This is a genomic window from Streptomyces sp. NPDC102278 (genome assembly GCF_044766345.1).
GTDB lineage: Bacteria > Actinomycetota > Actinomycetes > Streptomycetales > Streptomycetaceae > Streptomyces.
In genome coordinates, this window is sequence record NZ_JBIWLV010000003.1 from 106,542 (window position 1) to 131,370 (window position 24,829).

Below are 24,829 nucleotides of genomic sequence, written 5' to 3' on the forward strand. Positions count from 1 at the left end.
CCGCCCGCTCAGTCGCCCCGGCCGGGCGGCGGCGGAGCCGCGGCGGGAGGCGCGGGCGGGGCCGCCGGGGTCGGCGTCGGGTCCAGGTAGACGCGGCGGATCGCCGGGAAGCGCTCCCGCAACTGGTCCTCCGCGTCCTCGCACGCGGCCTCCACCTGCCGCGCCGACGCCAGGTCAAGGAAGTCGATCTTCGCCGCGATCAGCACCTCGGCCGGCCCCTGCACCAGGGTCGTCAGCTCCAGCACCGCCTCGATGTGCGGCACGGTCAGCAGCTCCTCCCGGACCTGCGCCCGGGTCGCGGCGGGCAGCGGGCGGCCGATCAGGTACCGCGCGTTCGAGCGGCCCAACTCCCACGCCACCCAGACCAGGAGCAGCCCGATCAGCAGCGACGCCACCCCGTCGTACACCCCCGACCCGGTCAGCTGCGCCCCCAGCAGCCCGCCGGCGGCCAGGACCAGGCCGATCAGCGCGGCCACGTTCTCCGGCAGCACGGCCTTCACCGCCGTGTCCGGGGTGTGCTTCACGTACCGGCCCAGGGGCGCGGCCGGCCGCGCGGCCTCGCCCTTCATCTGGCGCCACGCCACCAGCAGGGAGTAGCCCTCCAGCAGGAACGCCACCGCCAGGATCACGTACGAGACCACCGGGTCCCCGGGTTCCTCCCCGTGCACCAGCGTGTGGATCCCGTCGTACACGGCGAACACCGCACCGCCGACGAAGGTGGCGACCGACGCCGGCAGCGCCCAGATGTAGCGCTCCGGCCCGTAACCCAGCGGGTGCGCCTGGTCCGGCGGCCGGGCGCTGCGCTTGAGCGAGACCAGCAGCATCACCTCGGTCACCGTGTCGGCCACCGAGTGCGCCGCCTCCGACAGCATGGCGCTGGATCCGCTCACGACCCCGCCGACCGCCTTCGCGGCGGCGATGCCGAGGTTGGTGACGACCGCGACGACGACCGTCGCGAGACTTTCCGCTTCTTCGGGCACGAGGCGACGGTACGTCCGACGCCCGGGTCGCGAGGTCGGCGACACCCGGACGCGGACTCAGCCGCGCGGGACGCGCACCACGCCCTCCTGGATGACGGTGACGGCCAGCCGCCCGTCCTGGGTCCATATGCGGGCCTGTCCCAGACCCCGGCCGGCGGCGGCCGAGGGGGACTCCTGGTCGTACAGCAGCCACTCGTCGGCGCGGAACGGCCGGTGGAACCACATCGCGTGGTCCAGCGAGGCGCCCACCACGTCGCCGACGGCCCAGCCGCCCCGGCCGTGCGCGAGCAGCACCGAGTCGAGCAGGGTCATGTCCGAGACGTACGTGGCCAGGCAGGTGTGCAGCAGGGCGTCGTCGCTCTCCAGCTTCCCGGCGGTACGGAACCACACCTGCGAGCGCGGCTCGACCGGCTGCCCGACACTGCCCCACGGAGGGGTCGTCGCGTACCGCAGGTCCACCGCGCCCCGCGCCTCGATCAGCCGCTCCACCGTGTCCGGGTCGCGGAAGATCCCCCGGTACGCGGGCAGGGCCTCGGCGGCGGTGGGCAGGGTCTCGGGATCGGGGGCGTCCGGCATCGCCGTCTGGTGGTCCAGCCCCTCCTCGTACGTCTGGAAGGACGCGGAGAGGTGGAAGATCGGCTGGCCGTGCTGGACGGCCACCACGCGGCGCGTGGTGAAGGAACGCCCGTCGCGGATCCGGTCCACCGAGTACACGATGGGCGCGCCGGGGTCGCCGGCGCGCAGGAAGTAGGAGTGCAGCGAGTGCGCGGTGCGGTCCCCGGGCACGGTCCGCCCGGCCGCGACCAGCGCCTGGGCCGCGACCTGTCCGCCGAAGACGCGCGGTACCAGCGCCGAACGGCTGGTACCGCGGAAGATGTTCTCCTCGATCTGCTCCAGGTCGAGCAGATCGAGGAGCGTCGTCAGAGCCTCGTTCATGGGGGGAAGGGTAGGTCCCGGAAGGGGTCCGGAATCCCTTACAGGCCCATGGACTTGGCGATGATGGACTTCATGACTTCGCTGGTGCCGCCGTAGATGCGGTTCACGCGGTTGTCGGCGTACAGGCGGGCGATCGGGTACTCGTTCATGTAGCCGTAGCCGCCGTGCAGTTGGAGGCACTTGTCGATGACGCGGTGCGCGACCTCGGTCGTGAAGAGCTTCGCGGACGCGGCCTCGGCGGCGGTCAGTTCACCGGCGTCCAGGGCCTCCAGGGCGCGGTCGGCGACGGCCTCGGCCGCGTCCACCTCGGCCTGGCAGGCGGCCAGTTCGAACTTGGTGTTCTGGAAGTGCGCCACCGGCTTGCCGAAGACGGTGCGGTCCGTCACGTACTGCTGGGCGAACCGGACGGCGGCCTTGGCCTGGGCGTACGCGCCGAAGGCGATGCCCCAGCGCTCGGAGGGCAGGTTCGCGCCCAGGTAGTAGAAGCCCTTGTTCTCCTCGCCCATGAGGTCCTCGACCGGGACCTTCACGTCGACGAACGCCAGCTCGGCGGTGTCGGAGGTGCGCAGGCCCAGCTTGTCGAGCTTGCGGCCGATCGAGTAGCCCGCGGACTTGGTGTCCACGGCGAAGAGGGAGATGCCGAAGCGGCGGTCGTCCTCGCGGGGGGAGGAGGTGCGGGCGCAGACGATCACCCGGTCGGCGTGCACGCCACCGGTGATGAAGGTCTTGGAGCCGTTGAGGACGTAGTGCGTGCCGTCCTCGGAGAGCTTGGCGGTGGTCTTCATGCCCGCGACGTCGGAGCCGGTGCCCGGCTCGGTCATCGCCAGCGCCCACATCTCCTCGCCGGTGACGAACTTCGGCAGGAAGCGCTTCTTCTGCTCGTCGTCGGCCAGCATCTTGATGTAGGGCAGGGCGAGCAGCACGTGCACGCCGGAGCCGCCGAAGTTGACGCCCGCGCGGGAGGTCTCCTCGTAGAGGACGGCCTCGAACTTGTGGGTGTCCAGACCCGCGCCACCGAACTCCTCGGGCACGTTGATGCCGAAGATGCCCAGCTCGCCGAGCTTGTAGTAGAACTCGCGGGGCGCCTGGCCGGCCTGGAACCAGTCGTCGTAGACCGGCACGACCTCGGTCTCGATGAAGTCGCGGATGGTCTCGCGGAACGCCTCGTGGTCCTCGTTGAAAACGGTACGGCGCACGGCCGGACTCCCTTCGTCGCGGCGGTCCGCCGCTTATGTCTAAGCGCTTGCTCATACAAAGTTACCGGCGAGTTGTCCATCCGTCCAGAGAGGAGGCCCGCCGGGCGGCGCGCAGCGCCCGGCACGGGTCTGCCGGGCGCTGCGCGCGGTCGGTCGAACGGGGTGATCGGGAAAGAGTGCGTGCGGTTCGGGCCCGGCCCCGCGCCGGCGTGTCGCCACGCTCCACGGGGCCGGCGCCCGGCGGGTCAGGAGTAGTGGCACACGGTGACCCAGCCGCCGGGGACGCCGACGCCGCTCTTCGCGCCGCAGCCCATCTTGGTGTAGTGGGGCTGGACCATGTTGTGGTAGTGGCCCCAGTACCGGTACGAGGCGCTGTTCGTGTCGTAGTCGGGGCCCGCCGCGTCGTAGGCGGCCTTCTCGGAGGCCCACTGGCCGACGGCCCCGCCCGGTCCGACGCTCGATATGTTCTCGGCGACGTTGATCGAGCTGTGGTGCAGCTCGTCGCCCGCGGAGGACTGCGGGTCGTCCGCCCATCCCTGGGCCTGGTTGGCCAGGCCGCCGTCCCAGCCGAGGGGTGGCTGCCCGTTCTGTTGGCGGACGCTGTTGGTCTCGGCGAGCATGGCCTGCTGGTCGGCCGGGCTGACCGCCGACGGGAGCCCCGCGGAGGCGGCGACGGTCGTCGAGGCGCCTGTCGCCAGCAGCAGACCTCCGGTCAGCAGGGCCGCCGAGGCGACGGCCGTGGCGCGGCGGCGGTGTTCGCGGCGTGTCCGGGTGTGGTTCATCGCGACCTCCTGGTCGCCCGGGGGCATGCGGGAAGGTCCGGCGCACATCGGGGCGGTCCCGAAGAGGGGCCGCACGGCCGGCTCGGGGCGATGACGCGCAACGGCCATCGTCGGTGCGAGATCCGGTCGGCGGCAGCACCGCCGCCTCCGGTCAGTCCAGCGTATGGCCCGGGTATGCGTGCGGCGACCGGAGCCGGGGCGGCCCCCGGCCACGGCGGGCCCCCTCCTGATGCACAACTGCCCGGTGTCCGCGCGCCCTTCGCGGCCGCGGCGGTGGGGCGGCGAGGGCCCGGGTCGACCCCGTCAGTCCCCGTGCGGGGGCGGCGTGGGCGGCGCCGGGGGAGCGGCGGCCCAGCGCAGGGCGAACCACCACTCCATCCGTACGTCCGCGTCGTCCGGGTCCCGGTCCAGCAGGGCCGCGCAACGGGCCACGCGCTGGCGCACGGTGTTGCGGTGCACGCCCAGGGCGGCCGCGGTCCGGTCCCAACTGCCGTGGTGGGCCAGCCAACCGCGCAGGGTTTCCCGCAGCACGGGACTCAGTGGCGCCAGTACCGCCTCGGCGTGTGCGCGGGCCTCCGCCTCGGCCACCAGCCCGGCCACTCCGGTGTCCGCGTGCCGGGCCAGGGGCGCGCGGGCGCTCTCGGCGCGCTGGAGGGCGCGGGCGGCCTGCGCGTCGGCGGCGGCCAGCGCGGCGGCCTCGGCCGGGGCGGGGGCGCTCACCCCGAGCCGCCAGCCCGGCCGGGGGCCGGGATCGCGCGGGGCGAGGAGGCGTACGAGGGACCCCTCGGCGGCGTACAGCGGGGTGCCGAGCGAGGCGGCCAGGGCGGCCGGGTCACCCCCGCCGCGGGCGTGCACCGCCGTCCACGGTCCGGGCCCGAGCGCCTGCGCGGGGGTGGCGCCGAGCAGCAGCCGGGTGAGGGTGGCCGCCTCGCCCGACCCGCCGGGCCGGTCGGCGGTGAGGAGGGTCAGCAGGACGGCGGCGATCGAGGCGATCGTCTGGTCGCCCGGGGCGCGCAGCGGGGTGGCCACGGCGAGCACCGGCCAGGGGAGCGCCGGGGGAGCCGCGGGGGCGGGGGCGGGGGTCTGCGCGGGGGAGCCGGGTTCCGCGGGCGAGGGCGGAGCGCCGGTCCCGAGGCCCGTCCCGGCGCCCGTTCCGAGGCCCGTCCCGGCGCCCGTTCCGACGCCCGTTCCGGCGCCGGTGCCCGTCGGGTCGGTGGGGGCGCGGGCCGGGCGGCGTCCCAGGGCGTACGCGGACAGGTGCCAGCCCGCCGCCCGGTCGGTGGCGGTGGTCGGGCCGGGCGCGCCCACGTGGCGGGCCAGGGCCGCCAGCGCCTCCCGGGCCCGCTCGGGGACCGGCCGGCCCGCGGCGCGGTCCGGCCCGCCCGGGATGAGCAGGGCCGCGTGCCCGGACAGGGAGGTGGCCAGCCTGGCCAGTACCGACGGGACCGGGTCAGGGCGCGCAGCCGCGGCCGCCAGCGACTGCTGGGCGTCGGCGACCCGGCGCAGCTCGGCCGTACGGGCCTGCGCCATCAGCCGCCACACGGTACGGGCCACCGCCGTGAAGGGGGTGCCCGGCGGGACCTCCACGAGCGGCAGCCCGAGCGCGGCGCAGGCGTCGGTCAGCTCGCGCGGCACGGTCCCGTGCACCGGGGTGACGCCGAAGCCGAGCGCGGCCACCCCGGCGCGCACGAGCCGCTCGACGTACCGCAGCGCGCTCGCGCCCTGATCCGCCGCCGCGCCCGGAGCGGCCCCCGCGCCGTGATCCGCCCCCGCCCCCGGTCCGTCGTCCCGGCCCAGCCAGGCGCCCGCCGTCAGGAGCAGTTCCCCGCCGAGCAGGTACGGGGACGGATCCGGCATCTCCGAGGCGTGCACGGCGTGGACGGCGTGCGCTCCGGGCGGGGCGGGCAGGGCGTGCGCTCCGGGCGGGGCGGACGCGGAGGCGACGGAGGCCGCGGAGGAAGTCCCCGCGCCGCCCGGCGCGAGCGCGCGCAGCCCCAGCTCCCGGTCCGCGAGCAGGGTCCCCAGCTCCACGCCGGGGGTGGGCGGCTGCTGCTCCTGCACCGGACGTGGCATGGATACTCCGTACACATCGGGGGGCCTCGATGGATGAAACGTACACTGCGTGCCTCCGGGATGTCCGTTTACGCTCGAAGGACCGCACACCCCCTCCGGAAGGCACCCCCTGATGAGCACGCAGCCGCGCGGACCCGTCGACTCCTCCCGCATCCCGCGCTACGCGGGCCCCGCGACCTTCGCCCGGCTGCCCCGCCTCGACGAGGTCGGCTCGGCCGACGTGGCCGTCGTCGGCGTGCCCTTCGACTCCGGCGTCTCCTACCGGCCCGGCGCCCGCTTCGGCGGCAACGCCATCCGCGAGGCCTCGCGCCTGCTGCGCCCGTACAACCCGGCGCAGGACGCCTCCCCGTTCGCGCTCGCCCAGGTCGCCGACGCCGGCGACATCGCCGTGAACCCCTTCAACATCAACGAGGCCGTCGACCAGGTCGAGGCAGCCGCCGACGAGCTGCTCGGCGCCGGCTCCCGCCTGATGACCCTCGGCGGCGACCACACCATCGCTCTCCCGCTGCTCCGCTCGGTCGCCAAGAAGCACGGCCCGGTCGCGCTGCTCCACTTCGACGCGCACCTGGACACCTGGGACACCTACTTCGGTGCCGAGTACACGCACGGCACCCCGTTCCGCCGGGCCGTCGAGGAGGGCATCCTCGACACCGAGGCGCTCTCGCACGTCGGCACCCGCGGCCCGCTGTACGGCAAGCAGGACCTCACCGACGACGCCAAGATGGGCTTCGGCATCGTGACCTCCGCCGACGTCTACCGACGCGGCGCCGACGAGGTCGCCGACCAGCTCCGCCAGCGCATCGGCGACCGCCCGCTGTACATCTCCATCGACATCGACGTGCTGGACCCCGCGCACGCCCCCGGCACCGGCACCCCGGAGGCGGGCGGCATGACCTCCCGCGAGCTGCTGGAGATCATCCGCGGACTGTCCTCCTGCAACCTCGTTTCCGCCGACGTGGTCGAGGTCGCCCCGGCGTACGATCACGCCGAGATCACCTCGGTCGCGGCCTCGCACACCGCGTACGAGCTGACCACGATCATGTCGCGACAGATCGCGCAGGCGAAGGGCAAGTAAGCGAAGTGACGCACGACCACGACCTGGTACTCCGTCCCACCGAAGCCCAGAAGGCGGCGGCCCTCGCGCCGCCCCCGGGGCGGACGGGCGGGGACCTGGTCGTGGAGACGCTGCGTTCGCTCGGCGCCACCACCGTGTTCGGCCTGCCCGGGCAGCACGCCCTGGCCATGTTCGACGCGGTGGGGCGGTCCGACCTGCGGCTGGTCGGGCTGCGGGTCGAGAACAACGCGGCCTTCGCCGCCGACGCGTACGGCCGGCTCACCGGCGAGGCCGTCCCGCTGCTGCTGTCCACCGGCCCGGGCGCACTGACCGCCCTGCCCGCCCTCGCGGAGGCCGCCGCCGCCTCCGCGCCCGTACTGGCCATCTCCTCCCAGGTCCCGACCGCGGGCCTCGGCGGGGGCCGGCGCGGGCACCTGCACGAACTACGGGACCAGGCCGCGTCGTTCCGCGAGGTCGTGAAGTCCGTCCACATCGCCCGCACCCCCTCCCAGATCCCCTCGGTGGTAGCCGAGGCCTGGGAGTCGGCGCTGACCGCCCCGCACGGGCCCGTCTGGGTGGAGATCCCTGAGGACGTACTGCGCGCCGAGACCCTGATCCCGCAGGTCACGGGCGTGGACGCGACCCCGCACGAGCTCGCCCCGCGACCGGAGCTGACCGCCGTGGCCGCGCACTGGCTGGAGAACGCCGAACGCCCGGTGATCATCGCGGGCGGCGGGGTCGTCCGCTCCGACGCGGCCGGCAAGCTCAGGCAGCTCGCGGAACGCCTGAACGCCCCGGTGGTCACCACCTTCGGAGGCAAGGGCGCCTTCCCGTGGACGCACCCGCTGTCCCTCCAGTCCTGGCTGGAGGACCGCCACATGACGGACTTCCTGGAGGACGCGGACGTCCTGCTCGTCGTGGGATCGGGGCTCGGCGAACTCTCCTCGAACTACCACACCTTCTTCCCCGAGGGACGGGTCGTCCAGATCGAGGCCGACCTCGGGAAGCTGGAGTCCAACCACGCGGGCCTCGGCATCCACGCCGATGCCCGGCTCGCCCTCCAGGCCCTCCTGGAGACGGTGTCCGAACGCCCGGACCCGACGGCGCCCGAGCGCGTGAGCCTGGTCCTGTCCGCGATCGCGGCCCGACTCGCCGAGCAGGACCTGGCCCTGGAGCAGCGGCTCCTGACCTCGATCCGCGCCGCCCTGCCCGCCCGTTCCCCGTCGTTCTGGGACATGACGATCCTGTCCTACTGGGCCTGGTCCGCCTTCGACGCCAAACACCCCAACACCATGCACTCGGCCCAGGGCGCGGGCGGCCTCGGCTACGCCTTCCCGGCGGCCCTCGGCGCCTGCGTCGCCGAACCGGGCACCCCCGTACTGGCCGTCTCCGGCGACGGCGGCGCGATGTACTCGCTCGCCGAGCTGGCCACCGCCCGGCAGCACGACCTCGACGTCACCTGGCTGATCGTGGACGACGGCGGCTACGGCATCCTGCGCGAGTACATGACCTCCGCCTTCGAGGGCCGCTCCACCGGCACCGAACTCACCCGCCCCGACTTCGTCGCCCTGGCCGCCTCCTTCGGCGTCCCGGCGGCCACCACCACCCCGGAGACCCTCCGCGAGGACCTCGCCACGTCCCTCGCCACCCCGGGCCCTTCGGTCCTGGTCCTCCCGACGGCCCTGCGGATGTTCGCCCCCACCCACCTGTAGGTTCTGTCGCGACCGCCCGGCACGAGGCGTACACGGTTCGCCCACGGTTCGTACACGGGTTCCCCGCGCTTCCACCGCTCTGTGGGCGACCCTCGGGGCGGCTCGGTAGGCTGCCCGTGATCCAACACGCAGGGGATCCCATCAGGGGATCCCACACGCAGGGGCCCGGGGGCCGGGTCGGAATTCGCGGGGGGAACAGTGTCGTTCGCGCAGGAGTGGAACGGTGACGGGCAGGGCGCGCCCGACGGGCCGTCACCGAGGATGCGGCTGAACCAACTCGCCGCCGATCCGGGCGGATCCACCACGCCGGGGATCCCCGGCACCCTCGCGACGGCCCCTCCCGCGAAGAAGAAGGCGGCCAACACCATCGAGAACGTCCTGCAGCCCGGTACGAAGAAGGCGGCGGACGCGGCCGACGAACCGACGAAGACCGCCGTGAAGGCCTTCACCGGCTGGGACACGGCAGCGGGCCTGACGAAGGCGCACACGCACTGGGACGACCAGGTGAAGCGCCTGATGGCCAGGCTGAACTCGGAGAAGACGGCGCTGCGCGGGGCCTCGAACCTGTTCACCGGCAACGACCAACTGACGGGCCGCAGCTTCCAGCCGGGGCAGTCCAAGGTCGCGGGACTGTAGGGGGAGACGGCATGCCGAGCTATTCCGAGATCGTACAGACGGACCTCTCCGCGCTGACCACGGCCGCCGACGGCTGGAAGGCCATGGCGACCCAGTTCAAGACCATGGAGGACGTCTACAAGGACGAGGTCCAGAGCGTCTCCGCCGGCAACGGCTGGATGGGCTCCAGCGCGCAGACCGCCGCGTCCAACTCGGGCATGACGCGCCACGAGTTCGCCTCCGCGCAGAAGGAGGCGTTGGCCATGGAGTCGCTGCTCCGTGACGCGCACACCCGGTTCACGGACCTCAAGGGCCGGGTGAAGTCCGCCGTGGCGGACGCCGAGGCCGCGGGCATGAAGGTCTCCGACCACGGCGTCGCGAGCTACGACTTCAGCAAGGTCGACGGCAACGCCGCGAAGGCGATCCGGCACGACCCGGACCTCCCCGAGGTCGAGCGGTCCTGGACGCGCCGGATCGGGGACGCGGTCAAGGCGGTCACCGAGTTCGACGCCGACGTCAAGACCGCACTGCTCAACGCGTCGGGTGCCGACGGGACCGCGATGTTCGGCTTCAACTCCAAGCCGGTCGGCGACGTCGAGGCCGTGGAGGCCCTCGCACTCACCTCGAAGGTCCGTGACGGCAAGGCCTCTCCCGAGGAACTGCGGCACTACAACGAGATCCTCAAGCAGAACGGCGACGACAAGCACTTCAGCGAGGCGTACCTGCACGCCCTCGGCGCGAAGGACACCCTGCACCTCGCCGACCAGATGAACCTGGCGGCCAACGACCGCGGGGCGTCCGCGTCCGACAAGAAGCTCTACGAGTCGATCAACACCGGCCTCGCCTCGACGGTCGCCTCCGGCACGAAGGACCCCGGGAGTTACGCCTACAAGCCGTTCGTCGACGGCCTCAAGGAGCAGGGCCCCGAACTGGTGGCCAAGGGCACGCGGCCGACGTACGGGTACCAGGCGCTGGTCACCCTCATGGCCAACGGCGACGGCTACGGCAAGCAGTTCCTCAACGACCTCGGCAACGGCATGATCGAGGCCGAGAAGTCGAAGCCGCACATGTACGACCACGCCTACGACGGCCAGCGCCCGAACCTGGTCTCCGACCCGCTGGACGGCCTGCTGGGCATCATGGCCAAGGACCCGGACTCGGCGACGTACTTCCTCGACCCCGACGCGGCCGGCAACAAGAACGAGCACCTGAAGTACCTGCTCAAAGACCGCGACATGCCCGACCCCTGGATCTCGACCGCCGTCGGCCCGCCGATCGAGATGCACGGCGACAAGACGGTGGGCCTGGGCGCTGCCATCCAGGCGGCGGCCACCGGCCACCCGGACGGCGAGAAGCTGGGCCCGCCCGGCCCCCACACCGAGGGCCAGGCGCGCGTCATGCACAACGCGATCCGCCTGCTCGACGACGAAATGGGCGGCGACGAGTTCCCGGAGGACCTGGAGGGCCTGCGCCAACCGATGGCGAAGGCGCTGGTCGACTACGTCGACGACACCCACGAGATCCTCGGTGGCCAGAACACGGACCTGGGCGGCGTGGCAGGCAAGGACTCCATCCACGGCTCGGGCGACAAGGCGCAGATCGCGGTCGGCCAGGGCAGCCTGATGCGCGTGATGCGCGGCATCGCGGACGACGGCCCTGCCTACGCCCTGATGGTCGAGGCGGAGCGGGCGTACTCGGCGGAACAGCTCGCCACGGCCGCGCCGAACAAGAGTGCGGACCACGGTGTGGACTGGGACAACCGCGCCCATGGTGTCGGCGTGGCGGCGGGCGCCCTCAACGGCATCGGGGCCGACGTCTACAAGGACAAGGAAGACGACAAGGTCGAGTGGGCGGAGGCCACGTCCACGTACTCGGCTGCCGGAGCGAACGGACTCATCGGCGAGATCCCGGTCGTGGGCACGGTCGGTGGCTCGCTGATCGACGTGGCCGCCTATGACTGGGTGGAGGGCGTCAAGGACGCGGCCGAGGAGCAGAGCAAGAAGGAATCCAGCGAGAACTACGCTGCGGGTGTGGACGGGACCAACGAGTTGTTCAGCACCTGGGGCAAGGATCGGGCGATCCAAGGGGACCCCGCCTTCGAGCACGCCCAGAACACGGCGAACGCCTCCTACTCGACCGGGCGGGAGGCGGCTCGTGCGCATCTGCGGCCCTGACGTACCGAGGATGTGCGCGCGGTCGACGGCCGCCGTGCTCGCCGTGCTGACACTGGCTTCGTGCACCTCGGGCCAGCCCGAGGCGAAGGTGGACCACTTGTGCGCCATCACCCCGGCGTCGGAAGAGGACAAACTTCTCCGGGGGATCATCCGCGCAGACAGCTTCGAGACCTCCATCCCCAACCGCACAGACCGTCTGGTGGAAACGCTGGAGCGCGCACTGGGGGAGATGGGGCCGACGAAGGAAACCTTCGCGTCCTCCACCTGTCGGTACAGTCCGCCCACTCGGACCGAGAGCGCGGCGTTCGACGTCGGGTGGGCGCCCCGCACGTCGAAGTTCGTCGAACCGTCACTGCCCGAGGCGGGCCGGTTCGACGTGAACGGTGCCTTCGGTGAGAGCAACTACCACTCCACGACGCTGTTCGTCCGGTGCGACATGCCCGGCGACCTGGCCGAGCCGTCGAAGTCGGCGTGGTTGTACGCGAAGGCCTCGTACACGGTGAACCTCGGGCGGACGGACATCGCCCCGGCGGACATCGACCAGCCGGCCAAGGACCGCCAGACCTCCCTCGCCTACCTGATGACCCGCCGCGTCACCGAGGCCCTCGGCTGCGAGAACGAGCCCCTCGCGAAGCCCCCGGTGGTGAAGCCGCTTCCTACGTCCTGACGGGGATCTCGGCCCACACGGCCTTGCCGATTCCGTGTGCCCGCGGGCACTGCCCCCACCGCACCGCCAGTGCCGCCACGATGGCGAGCCCCCGGCCGCGCTCGTCCGACTCGCCGGCGGCCCGGGGGACGAGGACGACCGCGGGGCCCGCGTCGGACACCTCCACCCGCACCACGTCGCCGTACCGTGCGAGCCGGACCCCGATGTCCCGGCCGTGCGGGGCCCGGGCGTCGCGTACGGCGTTGGTGACCAGCTCGGAGAGCAGCAGCTCGGCCGTTTCGGCCGAGTCCGCGCCGACCTGCCACTCCGCGAGTTGCACCCGTAGTCGCGCCCGAGCCCGGCCCGGGGCGCGGGGGCCGCGCGGCTCGATCCAGAAGACCTCAACGATGGACAGCGCAATCACCGCAACACCTCTCTAGAGATACGTCCGGCCAGTGAAGCGCCCGCAGCGGGTGCGCGTCAATGGGTCTCTAGAGATGTTCGATTCCATCGGCCGGGTGAGTGTGCCGCCGCCTCCGATCGGCGGGGTGCCTAGGATGACCGGAGAAGATCAGGGAGGACCGCATGCCGAGTGATGGCCCCGCACGACAGCCCAAGTACCAGCGCATCGCCGCCGCCCTGAAGGACGCCATCGCCTCGGGCGAATACGGGCCGGGAGCCCGTCTCCCCGGCGAGAACGACCTCATGGCCACTCATGGGGTGGCCCGGATGACCGCCCGGCAGGCGCTCGGGGTGCTCCAGGCGGAGGGGTTGACCGAAGCCCGCAAGGGCGCCGGTGTGTTCGTGCGGGAGTTCAGGCCCATCCGGCGCCGCAGCATTTCTCGGCTGGCAGCCGACGTGTGGACCGAGGGGCGTTCGATTTGGGCGGCCGACACGGATGGCCGCGAACGCGTGGTCGAGTTCCTCGGCGTCGCACAAGAGGCGTCACCGGAGCCCGTTGCCTCGGTGCTCGGACTCGACGACGGCGCGCCGGCCGTCGTCCGCCGCCGCAGGTTCCTGCTCGACGGGAAGCCCGTGATGCTCGCGACCTCCTACCTCGACGCGGCTCTCGTGGCCGGCACTTCCATCGTCGAACCCGACACGGGCCCCGGCGGCATCTACGCCCGCCTCGCCGACCTCGGCCACGCGCCGGCCCGGTTCCGCGAGGAGATCCGGTCGCGGATGCCCAGCCCCGAGGAGGCCGCCGCGCTGCGGCTCGGGACGGGCACTCCCGTCGTCCTGGTCGTCCGTACCGCCTTCGCCGCCGACGGTCGGGTCGTGGAGGTCAACGAGATGGTCCTCGACTCCTCCGCGTACGTGTTGGAGTACGCGTTCGACGCCTAGGCCCCCCACCCGCCCCCCTCGCGACACCATCGGGTGAGGCTCGCGTGCCGTCCCCGTACGGCAGTGCGATTGTTGCGGCGGGATGAAATCCGCCGGTCGGCGCGTTGGGTGAGGCGGCGGGAACGAACCAACGGGGAGGCATCACGTGGCGGCGGCGCAGACGGCGGCAGGGGAGAAACAGGGCTGGGGCAGGAGGCTGGCCGCCTACACCTGGCGGTACAAGCTGAACGTGCTGCTCGCGCTCGGGTCCTCGCTGGGCGGGATGGCCGTCATGGCGCTCGTGCCACTGGTGACCAAGATCATCCTCGATGACGTCATAGGCGACAAGAGCCGGCCCATGGGCCCGTGGGCGGGGATGCTCATAGGCGCGGCCGCGCTCGTGTACGTGATGACGCACATCCGCAGGTACTACGGCGGTCGGCTCGCGCTCGACGTGCAGCACGACCTGCGCACCGACATGTACGACGCCATCGCCCGCCTCGACGGCCGCCGTCAGGACGAGCTGTCGACCGGCCAGGTCATCGGTCGGGCGACCAGCGACCTCCAGCTCATCCAGGGCCTGCTGTTCATGCTGCCCATGACCATCGGGAACTTCCTGCTTTTCGGGATATCCCTGGGGATCATGCTGTGGCTGTCGCCGCTGCTGACCCTGGTCGCCCTGCTCATGGCCCCCGTGCTGTGGTTCATCGCCAAGCGCAGCCGCAAGAAGCTCTTCCCCGCCACCTGGTACGCGCAGGCCCAGGCCGCCGCGGTCGCCGGTGTCGTCGACGGGGCCGTGACCGGCGTCCGCGTCGTCAAGGGCTTCGGGCAGGAGGAGCAGGAGACCGGCAAGCTCCGCGAAGCCGGCCGCAGGCTGTTCGGCGGACGGATGCGGGCCATCCGGCTCAACTCGCGCTACACCCCGGCCCTCCAGGCCGTGCCCGCCCTCGGGCAGGTCGCCATCCTGGCGCTCGGCGGCTGGATGGCCACCAGGGGGCAGGTCACCCTCGGTACCTTCGTCGCCTTCTCCACCTACCTCGCGCAGCTCGTCGGCCCCGTCCGCATGCTCGCCATGGTCCTCACCGTCGGCCAGCAGGCCCGCGCCGGCGCCGAACGCGTCTTCGAGCTCATCGACACCGAGCCCGTGATCCGCGAGGGGGAGCGGGAGCTGCCCGCCGACGCGGCCGCCACCGTGGAGTTCGAGGACGTCGCCTTCGGCTACGACCAGGCGCGCCCCGTGCTCGACGGGTTCTCGCTCACCATCCGGGAGGGCGAGACCGTCGCCCTCGTCGGCGCCTCCGGAAGCGGCAAGTCCACCGTCTCGCTGCTGCTGCCGCGCTTCTACGACGCCGACCGCGGCGCCATCCGCGTCGGCGGGCACGACGTCCGCGACCTGACGTACGACTCGCTGCGCGGCGCCATCGGCCTGGTGCCCGAGGACTCGTTCCTCTTCTCGGACACCATCCGCGCCAACATCTCCTACGGGCGCCCCGACGCCACCGACGAGCAGGTCCGGGCCGCCGCCCTCGCCGCGCAGGCCGACGGGTTCATCCGCGCCCTGCCCGCCGGGTACGACACCACGGTCGGCGAACAGGGCCTGACCCTCTCCGGCGGGCAGCGCCAGCGCGTCGCGCTGGCCCGCGCCATCCTCACCGACCCCCGGCTCCTGCTCCTCGACGACGCGACGTCCGCCGTCGACGCGCGCGTCGAGCACGAGATCCACGAGGCGCTGCGGGCCGTGATGGCCGGCCGTACGACCCTGCTCATCGCGCACCGCCGCTCCACGCTCGCGCTGGCCGACCGGATCGCCGTACTGGATCGGGGCCGGCTCTCCGACATCGGCACGCACGAGGAGCTGGAGCGCCGCTCGCCCCTCTACCGCAGGCTGCTGACCGATCCCGAGGCCCTCGGCGGCGGTTCCCCGCGCATCCGCGAGACACCGGCCATGACCGAGTTCGAACGCGAGATCGAGTGCGAGATCGAACGGGACGTCGAGCGGGACATCGAGCGCGACATCGACCGGGACATCGAGATCGAGGCGGAGATCGACTCCGAGCCCGTCAACGCCAAGCGCCGGGTCGCCGGCGGGATCACCCCCGAACTCTGGCAGCGCCAGGACGACGCCAAGGCGGCCGGACCCGCCGCGGGCACGGGCCTGCGGGCCCCCGGAGCCGGGCATTCCATGGCCGGGGCCGTCGCCGGGATGCCGGCGACCCCCGAGCTGCTCGCGCAGGTGGCCGCGCTGCCGCCGGCCGACGACCTGCCCGCCGTGGACGAGAGCCGGGCCGCGTCCGCCGAGGTGAGCTACGGTCTGCGCCGGCTGCTCGGCGGCTTCTGGGCGCCGCTCGCCATCAGCCTCGGCCTGGTCGCGCTCGACGCGGGCGCCGGCCTGCTGCTGCCGATCCTGATCCGGCACGGCATCGACCAGGGCGTCGAGCAGGCCGCCCTGGGCGCGGTGTGGGTGGCCTCCGGGCTGGCCCTCCTCGTGGTCATCGGGCAGTGGGCCGCGCAGTTCGCCGAGACCCGGATGACGGGGCGCACCGGCGAGCGCGTGCTGTACGCCCTGCGCGTCAAGATCTTCGCCCAGCTCCAGCGCCTCGGCCTCGACTACTACGAGCGCGAGCTGACCGGCAAGATCATGACCCGGATGACCACCGACGTCGACGCCCTCTCCACCTTCCTGCAGACCGGGCTCGTCACCGCCGTCGTGTCCGTCTTCACCTTCCTCGGCATCCTGGTCGCCCTGCTCGTCCTCGACGTCGAGCTCGCCCTGATCGTCTTCGCCACCCTGCCCGTGCTGGTCGTCGGCACGATCGTGTTCCGCCGCAAGTCGGTCGCGGCGTACGAGCTGGCCCGCGACCGGGTCAGCAGCGTCAACGCCGACCTCCAGGAGTCCGTGGCGGGGCTGCGCATCGTCCAGGCGTTCCGGCGCGAGCACGACGGCGCGGCCCGGTTCGCCGAGCGCAGTGACGCGTACCGCCAGGCCCGGGTGCGCGGCCAGTGGCTGATATCGGTCTACTTCCCGTTCGTGCAGCTGCTGTCCTCGGGCGCCGCCGCGGCCGTGTTGATCGCCGGCGCCGGCCGGGTGGAGGCGGCCACGCTCACCACCGGCGCGCTGGTGGCGTACCTGCTGTACATCGACCTGTTCTTCGCCCCCGTCCAGCAGCTCTCCCAGGTGTTCGACGGGTACCAGCAGGCCACCGTCTCCCTGGGCCGGATCCAGGACCTGCTGCGCGAGCCCACCACCACCCCGCGCCCGGCCCATCCGCGCGAGCTGCCCGGGCTGCGCGGCGAGGTCGCCTTCGAGGACGTCCACTTCGCCTACGGCACCGCCGAGGAGCGGGGCGCGAAGGGCGACGCGCTGGCCGGGATCAGCCTGCGGATACCGGCCGGGCAGACCGTCGCCTTCGTCGGCGAGACCGGGGCGGGCAAGTCCACGCTGGTCAAGCTCGTGGCCCGGTTCTACGATCCGACCGGCGGCCGGGTCACCGCCGACGGCGTGGACCTGCGGGAACTCGACCTGACGGAGTACCGCCACCGGCTCGGGGTCGTCCCCCAGGAGTCGTACCTCTTCCCGGGGACCGTCCGCGACGCCATCGCCTACGGGCGGCCCGGGTCGAGCGACGCCGACGTGGAGGCGGCGGCCCGCGCGGTCGGCGCGCACGACATGATCGCCACCCTCGACGGCGGCTACCTGCACACCGTCGCGGAACGGGGCCGCAATCTGTCGGCCGGTCAGCGCCAGCTCATCGCGCTGGCCCGCGCCGAACTCGTCGACCCGGACGTGCTGCTGCTCGACGAGGCCACCGCCGCTCTCGACCTCGCCACCGAGGCACAGGTCAACCTGGCGACGGAACGGCTCGCCGGCAAGCGCACCACGCTCGTCGTGGCGCACCGGTTGACGACGGCGGCCCGCGCCGACCGGGTCGTGGTCATGGACCGGGGTCGCGTCGTGGAGGACGGCACGCACGGTGAACTCCTCGCGCGGGGCGGTCGGTACGCCGAACTCTGGCGGACCTTCGCCGGGGAGGACGAGCGGGCGGCGGCCTGACCCCCCGCCGGCCCCGTCCCGCCACCCGCCGCGACCGCACCGGCCGCGGCCCCTACAGCCGCCCCCGCGCGCCCTGTTCGGGCACGAACCTGCCCCCCGGGGTGCCCTTGCCGTGTGCAACCATCCGGGGGGTCCGCGCGTCGTACGTACGTGCGTGCGCACGACGTGCGCCGGATCGGGGGACCACGTGATGCAGAGGCGAAGCAGGCGCGGCCGGACACGGACCGTGACGTTCGGGGTGTTCGGGGCGGCGCTGTGGCTGGGTGTCACGGCGATCGTCGCGGCGCCCCCGGCGCAGGCGGCGACCACCGGGTGCGGGGGACGGCTGGTCAAGACCCTGCCCTTCTCGACGGGCGAGGTGCGGGTCTACAAGAGCCGTACCCAGGCCTGCGCGATCACGGTCGCCTCGCGGCCGGGCGAACGCCGGGAGATGACGGTGAGCATCCAGCCGCGCGGCGGGGTGCCGGTGCGCGACGCGGGCCGGTACACCCGCTACGCGGGCCCCGTCACCGTCGGCGCGATCAACCGCTGCGTGTTCGTCAAGGGGAGCGTGGCCGCCGGATCGATCTCTTCCGGCTGGATCCTGTGCTGACGGTGGCTTGATCACGACATTGCGGCCGATCGATCCAACCGGGTCTGTTCAGCGGCGTGTTGACCCCGCTAGGTTCACGGCGACCGAAGTGAACTCAAGGGGAGGGTGAATGCGCAAGACGCTCGGATGGCTGCTGTCGCTCGTGGTGCTCATCGGCACCATGGGCGCGGCCGGTGTCACGGCTCAGGCGGCCACCGCCGCGGGGCCGACCGCCGCCACGGACATCAAGGACCGGATCCTCGGGATCCCGGGGATGAGTCTGATCGAGGAGAAGCCGTACCCCGGGTACCGCTTCTTCGTACTCAACTACGAGCAGCCGGTCGACCACCGGAACCCGTCGAAGGGCACCTTCAAGCAGCGCCTCACCCTGCTGCACAAGGACACGTCCCGGCCCACGGTCTTCTTCACCTCCGGCTACAACGTCAACACCAACCCGCGCCGGAGCGAGCCGACGACCATCGTCGACGGCAACCAGGTCTCCCTGGAGTATCGATTCTTCACGCCCTCCCGGCCCGAGCCGGCCAACTGGGGCAACCTGGACATCTGGCAGGCCGCCAGTGACCAGCACCGCATCTTCACCGCCTTCAAGAAGATCTACGGCAAGAACTGGATCGCCACGGGCGGCAGCAAGGGCGGTATGACGGCGACGTACTACGAGCGCTTCTACCCGCGTGACATGGACGGGGTCGTCGCCTACGTCGCGCCGAACGACGTCAACAACAAGGAGGACTCGGCCTACGACCGGTTCTTCAACAAGGTCGGCACCAAGGAGTGCCGCGACAAGCTGAACAACGTGCAGCGCGAGGCGCTGATCCGCCGCGTTCCGCTGGAGGCCAAGTACGCTGCCGCCGCCACCGAGAACGGCTGGACCTTCACCACCGTCGGGAACCTCGACAAGGCCTACGAGGCCGTCGTGCTCGATTACACCTGGGCGTTCTGGCAGTACAGCCTGCTGGCCGACTGTGCCGCGATCCCGACCGCCGCGACTGCCTCCGACCAGGAGATCTGGGACACGATCGACGCGATCTCGGGCTTCTCGGCCTACGCCGACCAGGGACTTGAGACGTACACGCCGTACTACTACCAGGCGGGTACCCAGCTCGGTTCGCCCGACATCAAGCAGCCCCACCTCAAGGGCCTGAGCCGCTACGGCTACCAGCCGCCGCGCAACTTCGTGCCCCGCGACATCCCGATGACCTTCCAGCCGGGGGCCATGACGGACGTGGACCGCTGGGTGCGCGACAACGCGAACCAGATGCTGTTCGTGTACGGGCAGAACGACCCGTGGGGCGCCGAGCCCTTCCACCTCGGGTACAAGGTCAAGGACAGCCACGTGATGATCGCACCGGGCGCCAATCACGGGGCCAACGTCGCCCAGCTCCAGGAGGGCGAGAAGGCCCTCGCGACCGCGCGGATCCTGAAGTGGGCCGGGGTGGCCCCGGCCGCCGCGCTCACCGACTCGGCGAAGGCGAAGCCGCTGGCCTCGCCGGACGCGCGGCTCGACCAGCGGGACCTGGAGCGCGAGCCGCAGCTGCGGCCGTAACCCTCCCGCAGGGGTTCGGGGCCGCGGGCCGGCGCATCGGGGTCACCCGTACGTCAGCCCGTGGCCCAGCGGGTAGCGGCCCGGCACCGGGACCGGGAGGCGGCCTTCGGGCCGCTGCCGGCCGGTGATCACCCGGGCCGCCGCCCGCATCTCCACGTCCGTCCAGCAGTACGTCGCCACCTCCGCCGCGCAGGTCGGCAGCCGGGCCGGGTCGTACGGATTGCGGATCGCCACCACGACCACGGGGACGCCGGTGGCGAGCAGTTCCGTCACCAGGGCGCGTTGCGGACTCTCGCCCTCCGGGACGTTGTACGTGCACACGAGCACCGCCGCGCTCCCCGGGGCCGCCGCGACCGCGCGGCCGGGGGGAACCGCCGACGCCCGGCAGCCCAGGGCGGCCAGCTCCCGCGCCAATACCTCCGTGGGAGGTCCGGTGGTACCCGAGGGGGACACCGGGTCCGCCCCCGTCACCAGCAGCCGCGGCGCGAGCGCCGGGTCCAGGGGCAGCAGCCGCACCGGATTGGCCAGCAGGGTCGTCGTACCGGCCGCGATCTCGTCGGCGGCGGCCAGGTGCGCGGGCGTGCCGACGGCGGCGTCCACCGCGGCGGTTGAGGTGTACGGGTCCTCGAACAACCCCCGTCGCGCCTTCAGCTCCAGGATCCGCAGCACCGACTCCTCGATCCGGGCCTCCGTCAACTCGCCCGACTCGACGGCCGCGAGCACGCTGCGGTACGCGAGAGGGAGGTCCGGCGGGTTCAGCAGCTGGTCGCAGCCCGCCTTGAGGGCCAGTACCGGAACCCGGTCGTCCCCGTACTTCTGACGGACCCCGGCCATGTCGAGGGCGTCGGTGACCACCACCCCCCGAAAGCCGAGGCGTTCACGCAGGATGCCGGTCACGATCGGCCGGGAGAGCGTCGCCGGGTCCCCCGACGGGTCGAGCGCGGGGAAGACGATGTGCGCCGTCATGACGACGTCCACCCCCGAGTCGACGGCCGCGCGGAACGGGGGTTCGTCCAGCTCCTCCCAGACGGCGCGGGTGTGCCGCATCACCGGGAGCCCGACATGACTGTCCGTCTCGGTGTCGCCGTGGCCGGGGAAGTGCTTCGCGGTGGCGGCCACCCCCGCCCCCTGGTACCCGCGCACCTGGGCGGCGACCAGGGCCGCCACCGCGCGCGGGTCGGAGCCGAAGGACCGTACGCCGATCACCGGGTTGGCCGGGTTGACGTTCACGTCGGCCACCGGCGCGTAGTCCTGCCGGACGCCCATCGCGGCCAGTTCGACGCCCGCGATCCGCGCGGCCCGGCGGGCCCGCGCGACCGAACCCCCTGCCCCCGCCGCCCCCGCCCCCAGCGCCATCGCCCCCGGCAGCAGGGTCGCGGGCTTGCCGATCCGGGTGACGGCGCCGTGCTCCTGGTCGATGGAGAGCAGCAACGGGACGCCCGTCGCGGTGCCCGCCGCCGCCCGCTGGAGGCCGTTGGACAGGTCGGCGATCTGGTGCGGGGTACGGGTGTTGTGGGCCCAGGAGAAGTAGACGATCCCGCCGAGGTGGTGGCGGGAGACCAGTTCGGCGGCGGTGCGCACCCCGAAGAGCGTCAGGTTCCGCTCGGCGTCCGCCGGGTCCGGGTCGGTCGCCGAATGCCCGTACACCCGGGACACGAAGAGCTGGCCGACCTTCTCCGCCAGGCTCATCCCGGCCGTCAACCGGCGCAGGCGGGCCGGGTCGGGCCGGCGCCCCGTGGGCCCGCCCGGCGCGTCCCCGGGGGCGCGCGGGTCGTCCGGGGCGGGGCGGGCCCCCGAGGCCGCGGAGGCGGCCCCGGCGGCCGTGACGGCGGCCAGGGCGGCCGCGGCGAGCAGGGACCGGCGGGAGGCGTGGTACGACACCCGCCGGAGGCTACTGCCGGGGCACGCCGGGGGAGTCCCGGACACTCGCGGAGTCCCCCGGACGGGGTGCGGCGGGGGCGCCCGCGCCGCCTCGCGCGTCAGCCCCGGACCCGGGGACCGCCGCCGCCCAGTGTGCGCGGAGCACGCGCACCGTCTCGGTGATGGCGGGGCGCCGGGCCGCCCCGGTCCGCCACAGGGCGTACAGCCTGCGTACCGGACCCGGTTCGAGCCGGACGGCCACCGCACCGGGCGGCAGCGCGCCGGTGCCCAGACGCGGTACGACGGCCACCCCGAGCCCCGCGGCGACCAGCGCCACGATGGTGTGGTTCTCCTCGGCGACGTGCGCGATGTCCGGCTCGAACCCGGCGGTGCGCAGCGTCCGGGTCAACCAGTCGTGACAGACCCGCCCCGGCGGCTGGCACACCCACCGCTGTCCGCCCAGGTCCGCCCGTCGGATCACGGTCCGCGCGGTGAACGGGTGCCCGGCCGGCACCACCAGCTCGCAGGGGTCGTCCCCGATGACGGCCTGCTCGACGCCCTCGGGGGCCGGCAGCGGGGCGATGTCCCAGTCGTGCGCCACCGCCAGGTCGGTGACCCCGCGGGCCACCAGGTCCACCGAGAGGTGGGGGTCCACCTCCGTGAGGCGTACGTCCAGGGCCGGATGCCGGGCGGCCAGGTCGGCCAGCACCGCCGGCAGCAGACCGCGCGCCGCCGAGGCGAAGGCGGCCACCGTCAGCAGCCCGCTCGGCTGCCCGCGCCGCTCCTCCAGCGTGGTCTCGGCGCGTTCCACGATCGCCAGCAACTCCCGCGCGGTGTCCGCGAGGTGCCGGGCCTCCTCGGTGAGGGCGACCCCGCGGCCACGCCGTTCCAGCAGCGTGGTGCGGGTCTCGCGTTCCAGCTTGGCGATCTGCTGGGAGACGGCCGAGGGGGTGTAGCCGAGTGCGGCCGCCGCGCCCGCGACCGAACCGTGGACGGAGACGGCGTGCAGGGCGCGCAGCCGGGCCAGATCGAGCATGGGCCCAGGGTAGCCCCGCCTCCTTGGCCACCCGTAAGCAATGCTTCATCCATCCCGGAAGAGATCGGCACTGGTGCTACATGGTTCGGGGGTCGATGCTCGGATCATGCGTCCCGTACACACCGCACTCGCCGTTCTCGTCGCCGCCGTCTGGGGCTTCAACTTCGTCGTCATCGAGATCGGGCTCGGCCACTTCCCGCCGCTGCTGCTCTCCGCCCTGCGCTTCCTCGTCGCCGCGCTGCCCGCCGTGTTCCTCGTCGGCCGCCCCAAGGTCGCCTGGAAGTGGGTCATCGGCGTCGGAGTGGCCCTCGGAATCGCCAAGTTCGGCCTCCTGTTCACCGGCATGGCCGCCGGGATGCCGGCCGGCCTCTCCTCCCTGGTCCTCCAGGTCCAGGCCGTCTTCACCGCCGTCCTCGCCACCGTCGTGCTGCGCGAGCGGCCCGGCCGGGTGCGTCTGATCGGCATGGTCGTCGCCCTCGCCGGGATCGGGGTCGCCGCCGCGGACGGGGGCGCCTCCGGGTCCGTGCTCGGCTTCGTCCTGGTCGTGGCGGCCGCCGCCTGCTGGGGCGTGTCCAACGTGCTGACCCGCAAGGCCGCCCCGCCCGATGCGCTGAACTTCATGGTCTGGGTGTGCGTCGTCCCGGTACTGCCGCTGCTCGGGCTCTCGCTGCTGCTGGAGGGACCCGAGCGGGACCTGGCCGCGCTGCGGGCCCTGGACTGGTCCGGGGTGGCCGTCATCGGTTACGTCGCCTGGGTCTCGACGGTGTTCGGCTTCGGCGCCTGGGGCCACCTGCTGCGCCGCTACCCGGCCTCCTCGGTGGCGCCGTTCTCGCTGCTGGTGCCGGTGTTCGGGATGTCCTCGGCAGCGCTGGTCCTCGGGGAGTCCGTCTCCGGCACGCGCTGGTTGGCGGCCGTGCTCCTCGTCGGCGGGGTGGGCCTGACCTCCCTGGCCCCCGCGCGGGCGAAGCCCCGTACGGCCGCCGCCGGGCCGCTCAGCGCGGTGGGTCCTCCTGGAGCGGCAGCCGCCAGTCCTGCCCCGTGAGCGCGACCCCGTACGAGCGGTGCGGCCGTTCGGCGACCAGGGTGAAGCCGGCGCGCCGGTAGAGGGAACGGGCCGACTCCAGGACGTCGTTCGTCCACAGCACCAACTCGCGGTAGCCGACAGAGCGGGCGAAGGAGACGACGGTGTCGACGAGGAGGGCGCCCACGCCGTGACCGCGCGCCTTCGGCTCGACCAGCAGCAGCCGCAGGCGTGCGGCGCCGGCCTGCGCGTCTTCGCGCACGCACATCACCGAGCCGACCGGCTCGCCGTCGAGTTCGGCGATCCAGACGCGCTCCAGGTAGGGGTCGTGGTCCTCGGCGAAGCGCGCGACGACCCCGGCCACCAGGCCCTCGAACTCCTGGTTCCAGCCGTACTCGGCGGCGTACAGGGCGCCGTGCCGCGACACGATCCACCCCAACTCGCCGGGGACCGGGTCCCGTAGCCGTACCCGCGCGCAAGAGTGGTCAGCAGGGGGCTCCATGGCGCCCGAGGATAGCGCGCGGGGCGGGCCGGGGGCACGGGCCCGCCCCCGCGAGGACGGCCCGCCACCCCGGCCGCGCACTGCCGCGCCCGGGCGGCCCCCCGGGCCTACTTCTTGCCGCCGCCCAGGATCTGACCCAGTACGTCGCCGAGGCCGCCACCCGGCGCCGGCCCGGATCCCGGCGCCGCGCCGGGGGCCGGGGCGCCGGCCGCTCCCGCGCCCTTGTCGGCCGCGCGCTTGGCGAAGACCGCCAACACCACCGGGATCAGCAGTTCGATGACCCGGGCGACGGTGGCCGCGGGGATGCCGGTCTTCTTCGAGACCGCGTTGGCCACCGGCTTGCTCACCTTGGCGAGGACGCCGGCCATCAACCCGCCGCCGAGCAGCCCGCCGCCGAGCGTGGCCACGCCCTGGAGCGGCGGTTCGGCCACCTCCGCGACGGCCTGGCGGACCTCGTCGCCGTCGTGGTCGTCGGCGTCGACCTTCTGTTGGAGGTCGCCGGTCATCGCGCCGACCGTGGTCGCGATCGTGTCGCGCGCGCCGGCGGAGTCCGTGCCGAGGAGCCCGGCGATCTCGGTGAGCCTGTCGTCGTCGAGCTCTTTGAGCACGTCGTCCTGGAAAGAGGGTTCGCTCATGCCTGAAACGCTACGTCTGAGGTGATTGGGCGGCATCTCGGATCGCACTCCCGTACGGCCTCGGTAATGGGGAGGTAAAGACGTGGATCGGTGTGCAA

Annotated in this window: 20 protein-coding genes; 10 read left to right on the top strand and 10 right to left on the bottom strand. The window is 73.1% G+C overall.

Going from position 1 to position 24,829, the window contains the following annotated elements; genetic code table 11:
• Positions 1-8: 8 nt before the first annotated feature.
• The 5 genes from ACIRO3_RS09580 to ACIRO3_RS09600 form a co-directional block, all read right to left on the bottom strand.
• Positions 9-980, bottom strand: coding sequence for a cation diffusion facilitator family transporter (locus ACIRO3_RS09580; RefSeq protein ID WP_404134357.1), 972 nt, complete (start codon positions 978-980; stop codon positions 9-11).
• Positions 981-1,037: 57 nt separating this feature from the next.
• On the bottom strand, positions 1,038-1,916 hold the full coding sequence (locus ACIRO3_RS09585) for an acyl-CoA thioesterase II (protein ID WP_267799520.1): 879 nt from the start codon (positions 1,914-1,916) through the stop codon (positions 1,038-1,040).
• 38 nt (positions 1,917-1,954) lie between these two features.
• Entirely contained in the window at positions 1,955-3,112 is a 1,158-nt protein-coding gene (locus ACIRO3_RS09590; RefSeq protein ID WP_361771602.1) for an acyl-CoA dehydrogenase family protein, read from the bottom strand.
• A 245-nt stretch (positions 3,113-3,357) separates the two neighbouring features.
• On the bottom strand, positions 3,358-3,894 hold the full coding sequence (locus tag ACIRO3_RS09595) for a CAP domain-containing protein (RefSeq protein WP_404134361.1): 537 nt from the start codon (positions 3,892-3,894) through the stop codon (positions 3,358-3,360).
• A 303-nt stretch (positions 3,895-4,197) separates the two neighbouring features.
• Positions 4,198-5,967, bottom strand: a complete 1,770-nt coding sequence (locus ACIRO3_RS09600; protein WP_404134364.1) for a PucR family transcriptional regulator — start codon at positions 5,965-5,967, stop codon at positions 4,198-4,200.
• Between the two features lie 112 nt (positions 5,968-6,079).
• On the opposite strand from ACIRO3_RS09600, the gene speB reads away from it, so the two are divergent.
• The 5 genes from speB to ACIRO3_RS09625 all read left to right on the top strand — a co-directional run bounded on the left by speB (position 6,080) and on the right by ACIRO3_RS09625 (position 12,189).
• Positions 6,080-7,042 (top strand): agmatinase, encoded by a 963-nt coding sequence (gene speB, locus ACIRO3_RS09605; protein WP_053674744.1) that lies wholly within the window; start codon positions 6,080-6,082, stop codon positions 7,040-7,042.
• 5 nt (positions 7,043-7,047) lie between these two features.
• A complete protein-coding gene (locus ACIRO3_RS09610) occupies positions 7,048-8,733 on the top strand; it encodes a thiamine pyrophosphate-binding protein (RefSeq protein ID WP_365997777.1) in 1,686 nt (561 codons plus the stop codon).
• A 198-nt stretch (positions 8,734-8,931) separates the two neighbouring features.
• On the top strand, positions 8,932-9,369 hold the full coding sequence (locus ACIRO3_RS09615; RefSeq protein WP_404134368.1) for a hypothetical protein: 438 nt from the start codon (positions 8,932-8,934) through the stop codon (positions 9,367-9,369).
• Positions 9,370-9,380: 11 nt separating this feature from the next.
• Complete coding sequence (locus tag ACIRO3_RS09620; protein WP_404134371.1) at positions 9,381-11,522, top strand: hypothetical protein; 2,142 nt, start codon at positions 9,381-9,383, stop codon at positions 11,520-11,522.
• A 10-nt stretch (positions 11,523-11,532) separates the two neighbouring features.
• A complete protein-coding gene (locus ACIRO3_RS09625) occupies positions 11,533-12,189 on the top strand; it encodes a hypothetical protein (RefSeq protein WP_404134373.1) in 657 nt (218 codons plus the stop codon).
• Here ACIRO3_RS09625 and ACIRO3_RS09630 read toward each other — a convergent pair.
• Positions 12,179-12,592, bottom strand: a complete 414-nt coding sequence (locus ACIRO3_RS09630) for an ATP-binding protein (protein ID WP_404134376.1) — start codon at positions 12,590-12,592, stop codon at positions 12,179-12,181. The two genes, ACIRO3_RS09625 and ACIRO3_RS09630, sit on opposite strands and share 11 nt — an antisense overlap.
• Before the next feature lie 161 nt (positions 12,593-12,753).
• Between ACIRO3_RS09630 and ACIRO3_RS09635 the strand changes: the two genes are divergently transcribed.
• The 4 genes from ACIRO3_RS09635 to ACIRO3_RS09650 all read left to right on the top strand — a co-directional run bounded on the left by ACIRO3_RS09635 (position 12,754) and on the right by ACIRO3_RS09650 (position 19,677).
• The gene (locus tag ACIRO3_RS09635) at positions 12,754-13,512 is read left to right on the top strand and encodes a GntR family transcriptional regulator (protein ID WP_404134378.1); all 759 of its coding nucleotides are present in this window, start codon (positions 12,754-12,756) and stop codon (positions 13,510-13,512) included.
• Positions 13,513-13,657: 145 nt separating this feature from the next.
• Positions 13,658-17,542 carry an ABC transporter ATP-binding protein gene (locus ACIRO3_RS09640; protein ID WP_404134381.1) on the top strand — a complete coding sequence of 1,295 codons (3,885 nt, stop codon included), beginning with the start codon at positions 13,658-13,660 and terminating at the stop codon, positions 17,540-17,542.
• 226 nt (positions 17,543-17,768) lie between these two features.
• The gene (locus ACIRO3_RS09645) at positions 17,769-18,134 is read left to right on the top strand and encodes a hypothetical protein (protein WP_366149593.1); all 366 of its coding nucleotides are present in this window, start codon (positions 17,769-17,771) and stop codon (positions 18,132-18,134) included.
• Positions 18,135-18,243: 109 nt separating this feature from the next.
• Positions 18,244-19,677, top strand: coding sequence for a S28 family serine protease (locus ACIRO3_RS09650; protein WP_404134384.1), 1,434 nt, complete (start codon positions 18,244-18,246; stop codon positions 19,675-19,677).
• Between the two features lie 42 nt (positions 19,678-19,719).
• Here ACIRO3_RS09650 and ACIRO3_RS09655 read toward each other — a convergent pair whose 3' ends face one another.
• Together ACIRO3_RS09655 and ACIRO3_RS09660 are read right to left on the bottom strand one after the other, a co-directional pair.
• Entirely contained in the window at positions 19,720-21,558 is a 1,839-nt protein-coding gene (locus ACIRO3_RS09655) for a glycoside hydrolase family 3 protein (protein WP_404134387.1), read from the bottom strand.
• Positions 21,559-21,568: 10 nt separating this feature from the next.
• On the bottom strand, positions 21,569-22,573 hold the full coding sequence (locus ACIRO3_RS09660) for a LysR substrate-binding domain-containing protein (RefSeq protein WP_404134390.1): 1,005 nt from the start codon (positions 22,571-22,573) through the stop codon (positions 21,569-21,571).
• 106 nt (positions 22,574-22,679) lie between these two features.
• Here ACIRO3_RS09660 and ACIRO3_RS09665 point away from each other — a divergent pair, with 106 nt between their 5' ends.
• Entirely contained in the window at positions 22,680-23,615 is a 936-nt protein-coding gene (locus ACIRO3_RS09665; protein ID WP_404134393.1) for an EamA family transporter, read from the top strand.
• Here the strand turns inward: ACIRO3_RS09665 and ACIRO3_RS09670 are convergent.
• Complete coding sequence (locus ACIRO3_RS09670) at positions 23,566-24,273, bottom strand: GNAT family N-acetyltransferase (protein WP_404135288.1); 708 nt, start codon at positions 24,271-24,273, stop codon at positions 23,566-23,568. The genes ACIRO3_RS09665 and ACIRO3_RS09670 overlap by 50 nt on opposite strands.
• Positions 24,204-24,731: a DUF937 domain-containing protein gene (locus tag ACIRO3_RS09675; RefSeq protein WP_361771586.1), complete on the bottom strand. Its 528-nt coding sequence runs from the start codon at positions 24,729-24,731 to the stop codon at positions 24,204-24,206. The genes ACIRO3_RS09670 and ACIRO3_RS09675 overlap by 70 nt, the downstream gene beginning before the upstream one ends.
• Positions 24,732-24,829 lie beyond the last annotated feature (98 nt).

Excerpts from the sequence above, each read along its gene's own strand:
- speB (WP_053674744.1), top strand. The coding sequence starts at position 6,080 with ATGAGCACGCAGCCGCGCGGACCCGTCGACTCCTCCCGCATCCCGCGC.
- ACIRO3_RS09650 (WP_404134384.1), top strand. The coding sequence starts at position 18,244 with ATGCGCAAGACGCTCGGATGGCTGCTGTCGCTCGTGGTGCTCATCGGC.
- ACIRO3_RS09620 (WP_404134371.1), top strand. The coding sequence starts at position 9,381 with ATGCCGAGCTATTCCGAGATCGTACAGACGGACCTCTCCGCGCTGACC.
- ACIRO3_RS09660 (WP_404134390.1), bottom strand. The coding sequence starts at position 22,573 with ATGCTCGATCTGGCCCGGCTGCGCGCCCTGCACGCCGTCTCCGTCCAC.
- ACIRO3_RS09600 (WP_404134364.1), bottom strand. The coding sequence starts at position 5,967 with ATGCCACGTCCGGTGCAGGAGCAGCAGCCGCCCACCCCCGGCGTGGAG.
- ACIRO3_RS09635 (WP_404134378.1), top strand. The coding sequence starts at position 12,754 with ATGCCGAGTGATGGCCCCGCACGACAGCCCAAGTACCAGCGCATCGCC.
- ACIRO3_RS09625 (WP_404134373.1), top strand. The coding sequence starts at position 11,533 with ATGTGCGCGCGGTCGACGGCCGCCGTGCTCGCCGTGCTGACACTGGCT.
- ACIRO3_RS09665 (WP_404134393.1), top strand. The coding sequence starts at position 22,680 with ATGCGTCCCGTACACACCGCACTCGCCGTTCTCGTCGCCGCCGTCTGG.
- ACIRO3_RS09585 (WP_267799520.1), bottom strand. The coding sequence starts at position 1,916 with ATGAACGAGGCTCTGACGACGCTCCTCGATCTGCTCGACCTGGAGCAG.
- ACIRO3_RS09595 (WP_404134361.1), bottom strand. The coding sequence starts at position 3,894 with ATGAACCACACCCGGACACGCCGCGAACACCGCCGCCGCGCCACGGCC.
- ACIRO3_RS09675 (WP_361771586.1), bottom strand. The coding sequence starts at position 24,731 with ATGAGCGAACCCTCTTTCCAGGACGACGTGCTCAAAGAGCTCGACGAC.